The organism is Peribacillus simplex NBRC 15720 = DSM 1321, assembly GCF_002243645.1.
In the GTDB taxonomy this organism is placed as follows: domain Bacteria; phylum Bacillota; class Bacilli; order Bacillales; family DSM-1321; genus Peribacillus; species Peribacillus simplex.
This window is the reverse complement of record NZ_CP017704.1, coordinates 1,011,653-1,026,278: the sequence shown is the minus strand read 5'-3', so window position 1 is coordinate 1,026,278 and position 14,626 is coordinate 1,011,653. Positions and strand designations below refer to the sequence as shown.

The following is a 14,626-nucleotide window of genomic DNA, read 5'->3' as shown; positions in this document are numbered from 1 at the left end:
CCGCCGGATTCGATGAAAGATTGGTGAGAAACTGGAAATGAAAAAAAAGCTTTCTTTTAGTTTGGTTACGTTGATTGCTGGCTTCATGCTTGCTATTCAATTCAATTTGGTGAATCAGCCTGTCGTTTCCGATACAAGGGATATGTGGGAGCTGAAAAATGATTTATTGAAAGAACAGCAGACCCAGGCGGATTTAATAGAGGGTATCAGTAAGCTTGAGGGAAAAATAGCATCCTATGAAACAAAGAAAAATGAGAGTAAAGAAGAAGTATTGCGTGACACCCTGACCGAATTAAAGACTGACGCAGGTTTGACTGAAATAAAAGGAAATGGAGTACTCGTATCTATACAGCCTATCAAAGCAGATATCCTTCTTGGTGAGAAGGTCGAGTATATTTCACCTGTATTGATCATTCGGCTCATTAATGAAATGTATAGGTATGGCGCTAACGAAATTTCCATTTCAGGACAAAGGTATATATCGACATCGGTTATTCGTGATATAAATGGGCAGCCGAAAATGGACGGATATCCTCTTGTTCATTACCCGGTCGAAATTCAGGCAATAACGGTTGATCCAAAGAAACTGAAGCAGCGTATTGAAGGTTCCGAACTTATGGATGATTTCTTTATAGATAATTTTGAAGTGCAAATTAAGGTGCATTCCGGTCAGTTGACATTGCCGGCCTACCAAAATGCTGTTAATGTGGAACACATGAAACCCGTTATGGATGGGGGGGAATCGTAATGTGGCTGCCAGTTTTTGGACTCTTGATTGGAATCACCCTCGGTTTTTTGGTTGATTTTGATATTCCCCATGAATATTCAAATTATCTCTCCATCGCCGTGCTTGCTGCTTTTGATACCTTATTTGGGGGCATACGGGCACATCTGCAAAATATTTATGATGAAGTTGTATTTGTAACAGGATTCTTCTTTAATATTGTTTTAGCTGCAGGTTTGGCTTTTCTAGGTGTACATCTTGGTGTAGACTTATATTTAGCCGCAATCTTTGTTTTCGGTGTAAGGCTCTTTCAAAATATCGCCCTGATTAGAAGGATCCTAATTGAAAAATGGTCCATTTCCCGGAAAAAGCAGAAAAAAAATCTATAATTTTAAAGGGAATTAAGTTATAAATGACGAATAGTTTAAGGCAGTATCTAGTTTATTAAGTAGATCAGTCTTGTTGAGAAGCGAACAATAAACACCATAGAGTGAGAAATCTACGAGTTTTGTTCGGGAAATACAAAATGAACCGCTTAATATGAAATTCGCGAGTTGTTGAAATCAGTTCTGTTATTCTATAATGTATAAGTCTTCGATATAAAAATGTTATTCTACTAATACATGTATAAAACTGAAGGAGGTGCCATGGAATGAACAGCAACGAAATATACGTAAGTCTTGACATCGGTACATCCAGTGTAAAAGTTATCATTGGGGAAATGGTCAATGACACATTAAATATAATCGGTGTAGGAAATATTAAATCAGAGGGGCTCAAAAAGGGTTCGATCGTCGGTATAGATGAAACCGTCCAATCCATTCAAAAGGCTATAGAGCAAGCAGAACGGATGATAGGGATGGAGATAAAAAAGGTAATCGTCGGCATAAGTGGAAATCACGTGACGCTTCAGCCGTGTCATGGGGTAGTAGCGGTATCCAGTGACAATAAAGAGATTACCGAGCATGACGTTTTCCGTGTTAGAGAAGCAGCGGAGTTAATAACGATACCATCCGACAGGGAAATCATCGACGTGGTGCCGATTCACTACAAAGTTGATGAACTTGATGAAATCAGTGATCCAAGGGGCATGATAGGTGTCCGGTTGGAAATGAGAGGGATTTTAATCACAGGTCTTCGGACAATTTTACATAATACGCTGCGCTGTGTGGAAAGGGCAGGGTTAGAAATAACCGATATCGCCCTTCAGCCCTTAGCCGCAGGTTCCCTTGTTTTATCCAAGGATGAAAAAGAACTTGGTGTGGCACTTGTCGATATTGGCGGAGGTTCCACGACTCTGGCAATTTTCGAACAAGGCTATTTACAATATACGTCTGTGATACCTATAGGCGGGGAAACACTTACTAAGGACCTTTCCATCGTTCTAAGGACAACGATGGAAGAAGCTGAGAAAATAAAAGTAAAGCATGGACATGCCTTTTATGATGACGCGTCTGAAGATGAAGTATTCCAAATACCGATCATCGGCAGCGATCAGCAGCAGACCTGCAACCAGTTAATGCTTTCGGATATCATTGAAGCGCGGGTGACCGAAATATTCGAGTTGATTCAAGATGATTTGAGGAGACTTGGCTTCCAGGATATACCGGGTGGTTTCGTGTTGACCGGGGGCGTCGTCAAGATGCCGGGAGTCCTGGAGCTAGCTCAATATGTGTTCCAAAACCGAGTAAGGACAGCTGAACCCAATTACATCGGTGTTAGGGAACCCCAATACACGACAGCTGTTGGTTTGATTAAACACGCATGCAAGAAAGAGAGAATGCAAAAAAACACCGCTAATAAAACTCCTGTAGCAGCTGGACAAGCTCAAGAAGATAACGACCAGCGCAGCCAGAAGGTTTCTCAGAAAAACAAAGAGAACACGGCTAAAAAACAAGGTGAAAAAGGTGAATCTAAATTCAAAAAAATCCTGGGTTACTTTTTTGAATAACAATCATTAAGAATCGGGAATTTCGTCAAAATAGGAGGATTGTCATGTTGGAGTTTGATTCTAATCTAGAACAATTAGCAACGATAAAAGTAATAGGTGTTGGCGGCGGCGGAAACAATGCGGTAAACAGAATGATCGAGCATGGTGTACAGGGTGTTGAGTTTATTTCTGTCAATACTGACGCACAAGCTCTTAATCTATCAAAAGCAGAAATCAAAATGCAAATCGGTGGGAAGCTTACACGCGGTTTGGGTGCAGGTGCCAATCCCGAGGTAGGAAAAAAAGCTGCTGAGGAAAGCAAAGAGCAGATTGAAGAAGCGCTTAAAGGTGCCGATATGGTATTCGTAACGGCTGGAATGGGCGGCGGTACAGGAACAGGGGCTGCTCCTGTCATAGCGGGCATTGCTAAAGATCTAGGGGCTCTTACAGTGGGTGTAGTTACACGTCCATTTACTTTCGAAGGCCGAAAACGTGCAACACAGGCACAAGGCGGCATTTCATCCATGAAGGAATCGGTTGACACACTGATCGTCATTCCGAACGACCGCCTCCTTGAAATCGTCGATAAAAGCACGCCAATGCTTGAAGCATTCCGTGAAGCCGATAATGTACTTCGTCAAGGTGTACAAGGGATTTCAGATTTAATTGCTGTTCCAGGTCTTATTAACTTGGACTTTGCCGATGTGAAGACCATCATGTCTAACAAAGGTTCAGCACTTATGGGAATCGGGATTTCCTCAGGGGAAAACCGTGCGGCGGAAGCGGCGAAAAAAGCCATTTCCAGTCCGTTGCTTGAAACATCGATTGATGGTGCCCAAGGCGTACTGATGAATATTACCGGTGGTACGAACCTAAGTCTTTTTGAAGTCCAGGAAGCTGCCGATATCGTGGCTACTGCATCCGATCAAGACGTAAACATGATTTTTGGTTCGGTTATCAATGAAAACCTTAAAGATGAAATCGTCGTTACGGTAATTGCAACAGGCTTTAACGAGGTTGAAGCTTCAATACGGCCTACTGGACGTCCAACACTCGGACAACAGCAGCAATCAAGACCTCAGACACAACAAGCGCCACAGTCAAACGTGAAGCGTGAAGTGAAGAGAGAAGAAGTCAATGAACAGCCTGCACGTAATGCCAATCAAGGTGATGAGGCTTTGGATATTCCAACCTTCCTCCGTAACCGTAATAGACGCCGTTAAAATCAATGTCATATGCCGTTCCCATTTGGGGACGGTTTTTTGTCGTTAATAAGTGAATTCCTTAATAGCATTAGTGGCCAATGACCTTATAATAATGGGGCTTTCTCGAGCTTTATCACTCGGACCGAAGTGCTAAAGGAAATCTGGATAATTGTATCCTTGATCTTGTCTTAATGTCCCTGGGCAGAAGCCCATCTTTTGTTCACTTCCATTCATTAATGTAAAAAGATGAGAGAGCAATAAATTATTAAACTTTTATAACATAAATCGACAGAAGTAAAAGGGAGCAGGATAGTCTCGAAGACAGTATTGAAAATATCAATAGCTGTTTTTCTACAAAAAGGGTAAAAATGACTGAAAAACTCTTAAGTTTTCAGTACAAAAAGTGACACACTTTCTAAGGGCAGGTACGCTATACTTTTTGCTAGTGGAAGGTTAGTTCATAAAAGGAGGGGAGGGTGTTTGACTTTATATTTAGATGTGATCTGGTTGTTGAATTGGTTATTTGACTGCCTCCTTTTATATTGGACCGCAATCATTCTCAAACGAAGGGTAGCTCTTTGGCGGGTATGCATCGGCGGGCTGATTGGTTCCTTCATTATCGTATTGGCATTCACTCCTTTTTATGCAATTGCCGACCGAGTGTACATGAAAATATTAGTATCCCTGGTCATGGTGCTGGCAACCTTTGGGTTTAATAGGTTAAAACTTTTCATGAAATCGGTGGCCACGTTATATTTCGTGACGTTTTTATCGGGAGGGATCCTTCTGGGACTTCACTACCTATTTGAATTCCAAATCGTGTCCAAGGACCCTGGCCAATATGCAGGAATCAATCGTTTTGGCGACCCTGTCAGCTGGATATTCGTAATGATCGGGTTCCCGCTCGCATGGCAATTTTCCAAGCGAACACTTGAAGGGATGGAGATGACCAAGCTTACTCATGAACAAATGGTTTCGGTCTCGGTTAAAATTTCTGACTTTGAAGGAACGTTTCATGGATTGGTGGATAGTGGCAATCAATTATATGACCCGATTACACGTTCCCCAGTAATGATCATCTCTCTTTCAGGCGGGGAAACAGGAATTCCGAACGATATGCTAGAGCTCTTTAAAAACCCTGATAACCTGATTAGTCAGGAAGTGCAGCCCGAATATTCATGGACAGGAAGAATGCGTGTCATCCCTTATAAAGTCGTGGGTCATGAACATCAGCTGTTAACCGCAATCAAACCGGATTACATTAAAATCGTTCAAGGAGAAAAAGAATTTCATGTCAAGCAGGGTCTCGTTTCGTTTACCTTCCAGCAACTCTCTCCCGACAATAGCTATCAATCTATCGTTCACCCGAAAATGTTAACCGGGATATCGGTGCAAAATGCCTCCTGAACAATCGCTTCACTCTTAAATTTGACCCATAATCCGTTTATTAGAAGGGAGAATTATTTTGAAGAAATTCATTCTTCGGCTCACTTATTTTTGGTACAAACTATTGTTCAAGCTCGGATTGAAAACGGACGAAATATTTTATATAGGAGGGAGTGAGGCACTGCCGCCGCCCCTTTCAAAGGAAGAAGAGGCAATACTGATCAATAAATTACCCAATGGCGATGAAGCTGCACGCTCGATCTTGATTGAACGTAATTTAAGGCTGGTGGTTTATATTGCCAGGAAATTTGAAAATACTGGCATCAATATTGAGGATTTAATCAGCATCGGTACGATAGGTTTGATCAAAGCAGTGAATACATTCAATCCTGAGAAGAAAATAAAACTGGCTACATATGCTTCGAGATGCATCGAGAATGAAATATTAATGTATTTACGCAGAAATAACAAAATCCGCTCTGAAGTTTCTTTTGATGAACCTCTGAATATTGATTGGGATGGAAATGAACTTTTGTTATCCGATGTACTTGGAACGGACGATGACATTATCACGAAAGACTTGGAGGCAAACGTTGACCGTAAGCTGCTGACAAAAGCACTTACGCAGTTATCCGAACGTGAAAAACAGATAATGGAACTCCGTTTTGGACTTGCAGGCGGAGAAGAAAAAACCCAAAAGGACGTTGCCGACATGCTGGGGATTTCCCAATCTTACATTTCACGTTTGGAAAAAAGGATTATTAAGAGGCTTCGAAAAGAATTTAATAAAATGGTGTAAAAAAATAATGTGCTTAAATGTCAATCAAATCAATACTTTTGTAGCTATAATGAAAAATAATGAAGATTTTCTGTTCTAGCCATGTGCATATTTTTTCCTCCCGCGGAAATACTGTTTTTTGTACAGCGCTCCTGTGAGGAGGGAATAATTTTGTCTCGTAATAAGGTTGAAATCTGCGGTGTGGATACATCAAAATTACCGGTTTTAAAGAATGAAGAAATGAGAAAACTCTTTAAAGAACTGCAAGATGGCGATATTTCAGCAAGAGAGAAACTGGTAAACGGGAATCTTCGACTCGTTCTTAGCGTCATTCAGCGCTTCAACAATCGGGGAGAGTATGTAGATGATCTATTTCAGGTAGGCTGTATAGGGTTGATGAAGTCGATAGATAACTTTGACCTAGGTCAAAATGTTAAGTTTTCAACGTATGCTGTACCGATGATTATTGGAGAAATCAGAAGATATCTTCGTGACAATAATCCGATTCGGGTATCCCGTTCTTTAAGAGACATAGCTTACAAAGCTCTGCAGGTAAAAGAAAAGCTCATAAGCCAGACCCTTCGTGAGCCAACAGCTGAAGAAATCGCCAAGGTGTTGGAAGTACCTCATGAAGAAATTGTTTTTGCACTAGATGCTATACAAGATCCAGTTTCACTTTTTGAACCGATTTATAATGATGGCGGGGATCCGATTTATGTACTCGACCAACTGAGTGATGAAAAAAATAAAGATAGTACCTGGATTGATGAAATAGCTATAAATGAAGGCATGAGACGGTTGAATGACCGGGAAAAAATGATCCTTCGCAAACGGTTTTTCCAGGGGAAGACGCAAATGGAGGTAGCCGAGGAAATCGGCATTTCACAAGCACAGGTCTCCCGATTGGAAAAAGCGGCAATCAAGCAAATGAATAAAAATATCCAACAGTAGAAGCTGAGCATGAGAGAAAGTTAGCTGAAGCGGGTAGGGCAAAAATGTCGATACCCGCTGACAGCTACTTTTCCATAGCGGCTTTTTTATTTTGTTGAAATTCCCTTCCGGTAGGTAAGTAGTGAATCGAGTGGACGTTTATTTATCGTATTCTTCATCCTTGAGCGCATCATGTCATATACATAGGAATAGGACCTTCATCTATGATGAAATTTTGAGGAGCTGAGTGATGTGACCAGGATTTCCGACTTTCAAATTAAGGATATCGTCAATATAGCGGATGGTAAGAAATTAGGTAATATGTCAGATCTTGAAATCAATACGGCCACGGGGAAAATAGAGGCCATCATCGTTTCAAATGGAACAAGGTTAATGGGTTTTTTTGGAAAGGAACAGGATATTGTGATTCCATGGCGGAAAATAAAAAAAATCGGTGCAGATGTCATTCTTGTTGAACATCAGACGGTATTTCAAGAAGAACTGAAAGATGAACGGTTTTAAAGGTGCATGGCGCAAATTTATGATACACTAGACTAAAAATAAAGAGGTTTATAGCATGAGAGAGCCATTTGTTTTAATAAAAGACCAATATATGCTCATTGACAGCTGGAGACAACAAAATCTCCAGCTCGTAGCGGGCTTCACCACAAAAAATGGGGGAGTCAGTACAGGTGATTTTCAAACATTGAATACGGGTTTTCATGTCGGGGATAAACTTGAAGATGTCCAGGGAAACCGCAGAATTATAGCCGATAAGCTGATGTTTCCGCTAAATGGATGGATAGGCGCCGAGCAGACTCATGAAACGAAAATCCATCAAGTTACCAGCTGCGATGGCGGGAGAGGTGCAACGGATTATGATTCAGCCTTTAAAGCGACTGACGGATTCTATACGAAGGACCAAAACGTTCTATTGACCCTTTGCTATGCAGACTGCGTGCCCTTATACTTTCTTGCTCCGGCACATGGTATGATTGGGGTGGCACATGCTGGCTGGAAGGGTACCGTTAATGGAATTGCACGAAAAATGGTTGAGGCATGGCTGAGTGAGGGTATAAGGGCAAGTGAGATATATGCTGTTATTGGACCGTCTATTTGTTCGAAGTGCTATGTAGTTGATGATTATGTCATGGATTTAGTGCAGAATTTGCTGGTAGATATTGACGAAAAGCCCTATAATTTAATCAGTGAAGGACAATATGAGTTAGACCTTAAGCAACTTAATGCATTGATTCTTCAAAAATCAGGAATTCCAAAAAGTCAGATCGACGTTACATCATACTGTACAAGCTGTGATCATGAATTGTTTTTTTCACATCGCCGTGATAACGGGAAGACAGGTAGGTTGATGAGTTTTATCGGTTGGAAGGAGGATTTAGAGTAACAGTGAAAGTAGTGGACAATTTAAAAAGCATCGAAGAAAAAATAAATATAGCATGTGAAAATAGTGGAAGGGACCGTGAAGCGATAAAGTTGATCGCAGTGACGAAATATGTTTCGGTCGAGAGAGCGAATGAAGCATTGGAAGCGGGAATACTTGATTTGGGTGAAAACCGTGACGAAGGGCTTTTGAATAAATATGAAGTGCTGAAGGACAAGCCCAACTGGCATTATATTGGTTCCATGCAAACACGCAAAGTAAAGAATGTCATCGATAAAATTTCGTATATCCATTCATTGGATCGCATTTCTTTGGCAGAAGAAATTCAAAAACGCGCAAACGAGCCGATAAACTGTTTAGTACAGGTGAATGTTTCTGGTGAAGAATCAAAACATGGTCTGAATCCTGAGGCGACAATGGATTTCATAAAAGGGTTATCCAATTTTGATAAGGTGAATATTGCAGGGTTGATGACAATGGCGCCATTGACCGATGATGAACAGGTTTTGCGGGAATGCTTCCGGAAACTGAAAGGCATCCAGGTTGAAATACAAAATTTAGAGTTGAAGCACGCCCCCTGCACTGAATTGTCCATGGGCATGTCCAATGATTTCATGATTGCCATTGAGGAAGGCGCTACAATGATCAGGATTGGTACAGCACTTGTAGGCGAATAATTTTAAGGAGGTACGCAATAGATGTCGTTCGTATCAAAATTTAAATCTTATTTCGCGCTGGACGATGAGTATGAGTACAAGGATGAAGTGATGGAAGAAGAGGAGGCTGAACCAAAAGTCGTGAAGTCAGCTAAACAGCAGCAGTCCGCTTCTGCAGGGAATAATACCAATCAGAATATCGTAAGTTTGCAAAGCGTACAGAAATCTTCTAAAGTAGTATTATTGGAGCCTCGTGCTTATGCAGAAGCCCAGGAGGTAGCTGACCATTTAAAAAACAGGCGCGCTGTAGTCGTGAACCTTCAACGAATCCAGCATGACCAAGGAAAGCGAATCATCGATTTTCTAAGTGGGACTGTCTATGCAATCAGCGGGGATATCCAAAAAATCGGAACAGATATATTCTTATGTACCCCGGACAACGTCGATGTTTCCGGTAATATTACCGGCTTCGCCGCCGAAGAGGAGTACGAAGAAGCGAGGTGGTAATGGTTAATGGGTTTAGTGCTTCAGGGTTTATATTATTTAATTGAAATTTATTCAATGGCATTAATCGGTTACATATTGATGTCATGGTTCCCCAATGCAAGGGAGACATCGATTGGTCAATTTCTGGAAAAAATTTGCGAACCGTATTTAGAACCGTTCAGAAAGTTCATTCCGCCACTTGGCATGATTGATCTTTCACCTCTTGTGGCCTTGCTGGTACTTAATTTTGCCAGCGGATATGGAATCTATTACTTACAGACATTAATAGGATGATCAACAATTAACCTGACATGCATCTTACTACACAGTCGGAACATTCTCCGCTGTGTAGTTGCAACGCAGAACCGTTTAATCAATTCCTTATGATCGACCATTAATTTGATAACTAAGGAGCATTTATTCAATCATGAGTATTTATCAGCATTTCAGGCCGGAGGAAAAAGATTTTATTGACCAGGCTATGAATTGGATTGATCAGGTTAAAAATTCCTACGCTCCGAAACTATCTGATTTTCTTGATCCGCGTCAGCAGGAAATCCTTACTTCCCTAATAGGGAATGATCCGGAAGCGAAACTGCAATTCAATGGCGGAAGCGATTTCGTAGAGCGAAAACGTGTGCTCATTTACCCTGATTATTACTCTCCTGAACCATCTGATTTCAATATCTCCTTATACGATATCTCCTATCCAAAAAAATTTGTAACGCTTGAACATAGGCAAATACTTGGAACCTTGATGTCACTAGGGGTAAAACGTGAAAAATTTGGTGATATAATAGTGACGGAGGAGCATATTCAATTTATAGCTGCCGAAGAGATGGATTCATATCTCACAGGAAATCTGGAGAAAATAGGTAATGCCTCCGTTTCCATCAAACGGCTTCCAATCGAGAATATCGTCCAAGTTAAGGAAAAATGGGAAGAGCAAGTAACCACCGTCAGTTCACTTAGGCTTGACAGTGTGCTATCGTCCGTCCTGAATATGTCCCGTCAAAAAACTCAGTCCTTGATAACGTCAGGAAAAGTAAAGGTGAATTTCAAGCAAACGGAAAACGTCTCGGAAGAATGCCGTGAAGGTGATACACTTTCCATCAGAGGTTTTGGCAGATGTAAAATAGCTTCAATTGATGGGAAAACCAAGAAGGATAAGTGGAGAATCTCGTTAGGCAGACAAAAATAATACAATAAAAAGCAGGATTTATAAAATTATTGTCGAATATAGAGTTTTAACATACTAGAGTAGAAACCGTTCTGGAGGTGCCGTAATGCCCTTAACCCCGATAGATATACATAACAAGGAATTTAACAAAGTATTTCGAGGGTATGATGAAGATGAAGTAAATGAATTTCTCGACCAGGTCATTAAGGATTATGAACTGATTTTGAGGGAGAAGAAAGAACTTGAAGATAAACTGAACGAGACTTTTGATCGTTTGGGACATTTTACGACAATTGAGGGTACACTTAACAAGTCGATTATTGTCGCTCAAGAAGCAGCCGAAGAATTAAGGCGCAATGCCCAAAAAGAAGCGAAACTGATCATAAAGGAAGCAGAGAAAAATGCTGACAGGATTGTCAATGAGTCACTTGTGAAAGCAAGGAAAATAGCGATGGATATTGAAGATTTGAAAAAGCAATCCAAAGTATTCCGGACGCGTTTCAAAATGCTTGTAGGTGCACAGCTGGATTTGCTGGACAATGACGATTGGGATCATCTTCTGGATTATGAAGTGGATGCAACCGAAATAGAATTAAATGAAAGAGTGGAAGAGGAAATTTAAACGATTCCTTGACTTTGAACACTTTTTTCGCATATAATTTTTTAACAATACTATTCATTATGAAATTAGACGATGACAGGGAAAGTAAATTCTTCACACACTTATTTTTAGCGAACCGGGGATGGTGAAAGCCCGGAATAAGCGAAGATATTGAAGATCACCCTTGAGTTCTGAGTTGAACCTGCTTTTGCAGTAAGTAAATGAAGCGTTTCATTCACGTTACGAATGCTCGAGAGGTTGGATTCACTTTGTGAATCTTTCTAGCCAGGGTGGTACCGCGGGAAGCAAAGCTTTCTCGTCCCTTTTTTAGGGATGAGAGGGCTTTTTATTTTGGCCGGATATCAAGTCATCGGTTCGAATGAATTTTTTTAAAAGACGGATGGAGGATTTTATGATGGAATACAAAGATACCTTATTGATGCCTAAAACTGAATTTCCAATGCGTGGGAATTTGCCGAAACGTGAACCGGAAATCCAAGAAAAATGGAAAGAAATGAACATCTATAAAAAAGTGCAAGAACAAACGGAAGGACGTCCTTTATTCATTTTGCATGATGGACCTCCATATGCCAACGGCGATATCCATATGGGCCATGCAATGAATAAGGTTTTAAAGGATTTCATTGTCCGGTTTAAATCGATGAGCGGTTTTCAAGCACCGTATGTACCTGGCTGGGATACGCATGGGCTTCCAATCGAAACGGCATTGACGAAAAAAGGCGTGAAACGGAAAGAAATGAGCGTTGCCGAATTCAGAAAGCTTTGTGAAGAGTATGCTTATGGTCAGATTAACAATCAACGTGAGCAGTTTAAGAGAATAGGGGTACGTGGTGATTGGGAAAATCCTTATATCACATTAAAGCCTGAATATGAAGCACAGCAAATCAAGGTGTTCGGTGAAATGGCGAAAAAAGGGTACATTTATAAAGGGAAAAAACCTGTTTACTGGTCCCCATCAAGTGAATCAGCGCTAGCCGAAGCTGAAATTGAATATCAAGATAAACGCTCTGCGTCGATCTATGTTGCTTTTGAAGTCACAGATGGCAAAGGTGTAATTGATGAAGGTGTCAAAATCATCATCTGGACGACAACTCCATGGACGATTCCGGCTAATCTTGGTATCTCATTGCATCCGCAATTAAATTATGTAGTAGTGGCTGTCGAAAATGAAAAATTCTTACTTGCTGAGGCACTGCTTGAATCGGTTACGGAAACATTAGGCTGGGGAAACCCGTCAATCCTGAAAACAGTAAAAGGAAGCGAGTTGGACCGTGCTGTTGCCAAACATCCTCTTTATGATCGCGAATCTTTAGTGATGTTAGGTGAGCACGTAACGACTGAAGCTGGAACGGGTTGTGTTCATACTGCGCCTGGCCATGGTGAAGATGACTTTATCATTGGGCAAAAATATGGCTTGGACGTACTTTGTCCTGTAGATGAAAAAGGAGTCATGACGGAAGAGGCAGGGGAATTTGCCGGATTATTTTATGATCAAGCGAATAAACCGATTACCGAAAAATTAACTGAAGCAGGCGCGTTATTGAACTTGACGTTCATTACGCATTCTTACCCACATGACTGGCGGACGAAGAAGCCAACGATCTTCCGTGCAACAGCACAATGGTTCGCGTCAATCAAAGACTTCCGCAGTGAACTTCTGGAAGCGATTGAAGAAACCAAATGGGTACCGGCTTGGGGCGAAACGCGCCTATTCAATATGGTCCGTGACCGCGGGGATTGGTGTATTTCCCGCCAACGCGCTTGGGGAGTGCCAATTCCAGTGTTTTATGCAGAAAATGGCGAGCCGATCATTACGGATGAAACCATCAACCATATTTCAAACCTATTCCGCGAACACGGTTCAAACATCTGGTTTGAGCGTGAAGCGAAAGATCTTCTGCCTGAAGGCTATACACATGAAGGCAGCCCGAATGGTATCTTCACGAAAGAAACGGATATCATGGACGTATGGTTCGATTCCGGTTCTTCTCATCAAGCGGTACTTGAAGAAAGAGACGACTTGCAGCGCCCTGCTGACCTTTATTTAGAAGGGTCCGATCAATACCGCGGCTGGTTTAACTCATCACTTTCAACAAGTGTTGCGGTTACAGGCAAAGCACCATATAAAGGTGTGCTTAGCCACGGGTTCGCATTGGATGGCGAAGGCCGTAAAATGAGTAAGTCGATTGGAAACGTTGTACTGCCATCCAAGGTCATGAACCAACTTGGTGCAGATATCTTACGCCTTTGGGTAGCTTCGGTGGATTACCAATCTGATGTCAGGGTTTCCGATCCTATTTTAAAACAAGTTTCGGAAGTTTACCGTAAAATCCGTAATACATTCCGCTTCCTGTTAGGGAACTTGGATGGATTCAATCCAAAAACCGATAAAGTGGCAGTCCAAGAATTGCCTGAAGTCGATCGATACATGCTAGTTAAATTGAATAAACTGATCAAACAGTCGAAGCTAAGTTATGAAAATTATGAGTTTGCTACAATTTATAATATGGTCAATAATTTCTGTACACAGGATTTAAGTTCGTTCTACCTTGATTATGCAAAAGACATTCTTTATTGTGAAGCACCAAATGGTAAAGAGCGTTTGGCTATTCAAACTGTCCTTTACGAATCATTGGTCAGCTTAACGAAATTGGTGTCACCGATCCTCTCTCATACAGCTGATGAAGTATGGGCGTTCATTCCGGGTGTAACGGAAGAAAGTGTACAGTTGACATTGATGCCTGAAGAAATTTCCATTGATGATGCTGAAGTCATTGAAGAAAAATGGACGGCTTTCATGGATGTCCGTGATAATGTTCTGAAAGCATTAGAAGAAGCCCGTAACCAGAAGGTCATCGGAAAATCACTGAACGCTAAAGTGATGGTATATGTTAATGAAGAAACGAAGAACCTGCTTGATGGCATCAAGGAAAGCTTTGAACAGCTATTCATCGTATCCGAATTCGATATCGCTGGCGATGTGGCAAGTGCCCCAGCAGAAGCGGTTAAACTTGAGGATATAGCGATCCTTGTTACAAAAGCAGAAGGTGAAACGTGTGAACGTTGCTGGAATGTTTCGAAGGAAGTAGGTCAAGTGGAGGAACATCCAACACTTTGCCCGCGTTGCGCTACAGTCGTGAAAGAGCATTACGTGAATCAATAGTTCCCATAAAAAAGCCGGTCCCTTTATGAAGGGCCGGCTTTTTTGTGGGAAAGAAAGCTGAATCCTCAATAGGGAATTTTGCCTTTATTCCATCTTCCCTATATTCTTCAGGTGCAGTTAGCACACTTCTGTTTTTCGGATTAGTCATTATTTCTAGTTTATGC

15 protein-coding genes are annotated in these 14,626 nt (G+C 41.3%); all 15 read left to right on the top strand.

The features are described from left to right. The first annotated feature begins 37 nt into the window (after positions 1 to 37). On the top strand, positions 38 to 748 hold the full coding sequence (locus BS1321_RS04710) for a DUF881 domain-containing protein (RefSeq protein ID WP_063231930.1): 711 nt from the start codon (positions 38 to 40) through the stop codon (positions 746 to 748). Then, positions 748 to 1,113 carry a small basic family protein gene (locus BS1321_RS04705; RefSeq protein WP_063231929.1) on the top strand — a complete coding sequence of 122 codons (366 nt, stop codon included), beginning with the start codon at positions 748 to 750 and terminating at the stop codon, positions 1,111 to 1,113. The genes BS1321_RS04710 and BS1321_RS04705 overlap by 1 nt, the downstream gene beginning before the upstream one ends. A 263-nt stretch (positions 1,114 to 1,376) precedes the next feature. Then, on the top strand, positions 1,377 to 2,675 hold the full coding sequence (gene ftsA, locus BS1321_RS04700) for a cell division protein FtsA (protein WP_063231928.1): 1,299 nt from the start codon (positions 1,377 to 1,379) through the stop codon (positions 2,673 to 2,675). Between the two features lie 44 nt (positions 2,676 to 2,719). Further along, positions 2,720 to 3,877 carry a cell division protein FtsZ gene (gene ftsZ, locus BS1321_RS04695; RefSeq protein ID WP_063231927.1) on the top strand — a complete coding sequence of 386 codons (1,158 nt, stop codon included), beginning with the start codon at positions 2,720 to 2,722 and terminating at the stop codon, positions 3,875 to 3,877. A gap of 462 nt (positions 3,878 to 4,339) precedes the next feature. Then, the gene (gene spoIIGA / locus BS1321_RS04690) at positions 4,340 to 5,266 is read left to right on the top strand and encodes a sigma-E processing peptidase SpoIIGA (RefSeq protein ID WP_063231926.1); all 927 of its coding nucleotides are present in this window, start codon (positions 4,340 to 4,342) and stop codon (positions 5,264 to 5,266) included. Positions 5,267 to 5,324: 58 nt separating this feature from the next. After that, entirely contained in the window at positions 5,325 to 6,044 is a 720-nt protein-coding gene (gene sigE, locus BS1321_RS04685) for an RNA polymerase sporulation sigma factor SigE (RefSeq protein WP_034313874.1), read from the top strand. 150 nt (positions 6,045 to 6,194) lie between these two features. Then, positions 6,195 to 6,974 (top strand): RNA polymerase sporulation sigma factor SigG, encoded by a 780-nt coding sequence (gene sigG, locus BS1321_RS04680; RefSeq protein WP_034313871.1) that lies wholly within the window; start codon positions 6,195 to 6,197, stop codon positions 6,972 to 6,974. A gap of 231 nt (positions 6,975 to 7,205) precedes the next feature. Beyond that, positions 7,206 to 7,475: a YlmC/YmxH family sporulation protein gene (locus BS1321_RS04675; protein ID WP_063231925.1), complete on the top strand. Its 270-nt coding sequence runs from the start codon at positions 7,206 to 7,208 to the stop codon at positions 7,473 to 7,475. A gap of 55 nt (positions 7,476 to 7,530) precedes the next feature. After that, the gene (gene pgeF / locus BS1321_RS04670) at positions 7,531 to 8,358 is read left to right on the top strand and encodes a peptidoglycan editing factor PgeF (protein WP_063231924.1); all 828 of its coding nucleotides are present in this window, start codon (positions 7,531 to 7,533) and stop codon (positions 8,356 to 8,358) included. A gap of 2 nt (positions 8,359 to 8,360) precedes the next feature. Continuing rightward, on the top strand, positions 8,361 to 9,032 hold the full coding sequence (locus BS1321_RS04665) for a YggS family pyridoxal phosphate-dependent enzyme (RefSeq protein ID WP_063231923.1): 672 nt from the start codon (positions 8,361 to 8,363) through the stop codon (positions 9,030 to 9,032). 21 nt (positions 9,033 to 9,053) lie between these two features. Then, positions 9,054 to 9,518, top strand: coding sequence for a cell division protein SepF (locus tag BS1321_RS04660; RefSeq protein WP_063231922.1), 465 nt, complete (start codon positions 9,054 to 9,056; stop codon positions 9,516 to 9,518). Positions 9,519 to 9,524: 6 nt separating this feature from the next. Next, the gene (locus tag BS1321_RS04655) at positions 9,525 to 9,791 is read left to right on the top strand and encodes a YggT family protein (RefSeq protein WP_053345253.1); all 267 of its coding nucleotides are present in this window, start codon (positions 9,525 to 9,527) and stop codon (positions 9,789 to 9,791) included. 133 nt (positions 9,792 to 9,924) lie between these two features. Then, on the top strand, positions 9,925 to 10,698 hold the full coding sequence (locus tag BS1321_RS04650) for a YlmH family RNA-binding protein (RefSeq protein WP_063231921.1): 774 nt from the start codon (positions 9,925 to 9,927) through the stop codon (positions 10,696 to 10,698). 85 nt (positions 10,699 to 10,783) lie between these two features. Continuing rightward, a complete protein-coding gene (locus tag BS1321_RS04645; RefSeq protein WP_034313857.1) occupies positions 10,784 to 11,299 on the top strand; it encodes a DivIVA domain-containing protein in 516 nt (171 codons plus the stop codon). Positions 11,300 to 11,693: 394 nt separating this feature from the next. Continuing rightward, positions 11,694 to 14,462 (top strand): isoleucine--tRNA ligase, encoded by a 2,769-nt coding sequence (gene ileS, locus BS1321_RS04640; protein ID WP_063231920.1) that lies wholly within the window; start codon positions 11,694 to 11,696, stop codon positions 14,460 to 14,462. Positions 14,463 to 14,626: the final 164 nt, after the last annotated feature.

Bases quoted from the DNA above. Each gene is read 5' to 3' on its own strand.
- BS1321_RS04660 (WP_063231922.1), top strand. From the start codon at position 9,054: ATGTCGTTCGTATCAAAATTTAAATCTTATTTCGCGCTGGACGATGAG.
- BS1321_RS04710 (WP_063231930.1), top strand. From the start codon at position 38: ATGAAAAAAAAGCTTTCTTTTAGTTTGGTTACGTTGATTGCTGGCTTC.
- BS1321_RS04655 (WP_053345253.1), top strand. From the start codon at position 9,525: ATGGGTTTAGTGCTTCAGGGTTTATATTATTTAATTGAAATTTATTCA.
- ftsZ (WP_063231927.1), top strand. From the start codon at position 2,720: ATGTTGGAGTTTGATTCTAATCTAGAACAATTAGCAACGATAAAAGTA.
- BS1321_RS04645 (WP_034313857.1), top strand. From the start codon at position 10,784: ATGCCCTTAACCCCGATAGATATACATAACAAGGAATTTAACAAAGTA.
- BS1321_RS04705 (WP_063231929.1), top strand. From the start codon at position 748: ATGTGGCTGCCAGTTTTTGGACTCTTGATTGGAATCACCCTCGGTTTT.
- pgeF (WP_063231924.1), top strand. From the start codon at position 7,531: ATGAGAGAGCCATTTGTTTTAATAAAAGACCAATATATGCTCATTGAC.
- ileS (WP_063231920.1), top strand. From the start codon at position 11,694: ATGGAATACAAAGATACCTTATTGATGCCTAAAACTGAATTTCCAATG.
- BS1321_RS04650 (WP_063231921.1), top strand. From the start codon at position 9,925: ATGAGTATTTATCAGCATTTCAGGCCGGAGGAAAAAGATTTTATTGAC.
- ftsA (WP_063231928.1), top strand. From the start codon at position 1,377: ATGAACAGCAACGAAATATACGTAAGTCTTGACATCGGTACATCCAGT.